Source organism: Synechococcus sp. R6-10 (assembly GCF_047461815.1).
In the GTDB taxonomy this organism is placed as follows: domain Bacteria; phylum Cyanobacteriota; class Cyanobacteriia; order Thermostichales; family Thermostichaceae; genus Thermostichus.
Window position 1 is genome coordinate 1 of sequence record NZ_JANSHW010000474.1, and the last position, 1619, is coordinate 1619.

Annotated in this window: 1 protein-coding gene and 1 pseudogene; both read left to right on the forward strand. The window is 53.9% G+C overall.

The window, feature by feature from the left end:
• Positions 1-544 precede the first annotated feature (544 nt).
• Entirely contained in the window at positions 545-1015 is a 471-nt protein-coding gene (locus NW837_RS12390; RefSeq protein WP_414331929.1) for a hypothetical protein, read from the forward strand.
• Between the two features lie 179 nt (positions 1016-1194).
• Positions 1195-1619 (forward strand): annotated as a pseudogene (locus NW837_RS12395) (peptidase M8); the annotation flags it as partial.

Sequence of the window (1619 nt, forward strand, 5' to 3'; positions counted from 1 at the left end):
GGGCTTGGTGTCCTATGCTATCCTTCCTAGGGGGACAAGGGGAGAGGTTTGAACCGAAGATGATCTGTTCGGGGCCCATCTGCGATATCTAGAGTCTAAAGCCGCTCGGCTATTCACCTTCCCACAAGATGTAGGTAAAACCCTGCCAAACCTCTGTTGCCTTTGCCTGGAGATTGCACCTTAGTAGTGATTAGTAGTGACCTGTGCCCTTTTCGGGAAGGCTGTGATAGAGTCGATAAAAGCAAAGTTATGACTGAGTTTTCCCCAAGAGCAGTTTGAGCGCTGGGTAGGCGAAATGGAGGGAGTTGTTCTGTTGTTGCAGTGGCTTAACTTGGTAAGGCAGGGCAGGCTACTTCTTCCCTCTTTAGCCGATTAAAGTTTTTGTGAAGTTAGGGATTAAGTTGGGGTCTCTGTTGCTTGTCAGCTATAACCGCGCCTAGAATTGCCGAGGACTGATGTTTTCGGAGATAGTTTGCAGACACTGTTGATGTTGCTTTCCTTTTGCCTACTCTCAATCTGTTGACCTTTCGAGACCGACTGCTCTATGACAGACACTCATCCCTGTGCCCCCTGTATTGTGAATACGGGAACTCTGGTCAATAAGCGGGATATTTACCGACTCCTATCCGATTTGGCCCGTGTTCGCTACTTCGATATCGTCGATGGCTCAGTGCGGAAGCAAGGGGAAGGCTGCGTGGTGGATGTTTTTCAGGATCCCACTGCTGCCACACTGGTGGTAAACCGTAGCCTCTACTTAAATGTGAACAGCTTTGACTATGCCTGTCTGCGGGATCCCGCTTCCGAAGAAGAGATTGCCAACCTGGGCAAGGAGCAGCCGGGCGTGGTTATCGACTTGGTTCAGGACGGACGTATTCTGCGCTTGGTTCCCCTGGTGGAGCCGCGTTCGGATCCCGAGGAGCTCTTGGGGGATAACCAGGCGCTGCGGGCAGCGGTGGATGTTTTGGCTGCGGGCTGGGGCATAGAAGAGGAAAACTCTTCCGACTCCTCAGATTGAGAGATCCTGACCTGAAAATATAGACCTCCAAACCCATCTCTTCCTGGCCTTGAAGTTGACCGGTGCGGTGTGACGCAAATCATGCTCGGGAGGATGGTTGCAGCCGGTATGATCCACTTGGGTCATGGGGCTTTTTTGGAGGTGGTGTGAATTCAAGGCAGCGACTGCTTTTGGGCAGAGTGTGGGGCCTGCGCCTGCTTGGATCCCTGGTGGCTGTGCTTCTGGTACTGGCGCTCAAGGCCTGCGGGGGAAGTGGTAGCTCCTCTTCTGTGAGTGTCATTCCCACTCCCATTCCAACCGTCATTCCCACTTCTACTCCAACTGTCGTTCTCACCCCTACTCCGACTGTCATTCCTGCCCCTTTGCCCTCGCCAACGACTGCGCCTGCTTCCCAGTTCACCATTGACGTTCGCTTTCCCGACAACAGTCTCACTCCTACCCAGCAGTCGATCATCCGCAGTGCTGCTCTGCGCTGGCAACAGCTCATCGTTGGCGACCAGCCGGATCTGCCCCCCACCACTATTCGGGCCGACGAATGTGATCGAGGGTTTCCCAGCACGCCACTCAATTTCCCCATCGACGATCTGTTGGTGGAGGTGCGGGC

Excerpts from the sequence above, each read along its gene's own strand:
- NW837_RS12390 (WP_414331929.1), top strand. The coding sequence starts at position 545 with ATGACAGACACTCATCCCTGTGCCCCCTGTATTGTGAATACGGGAACT.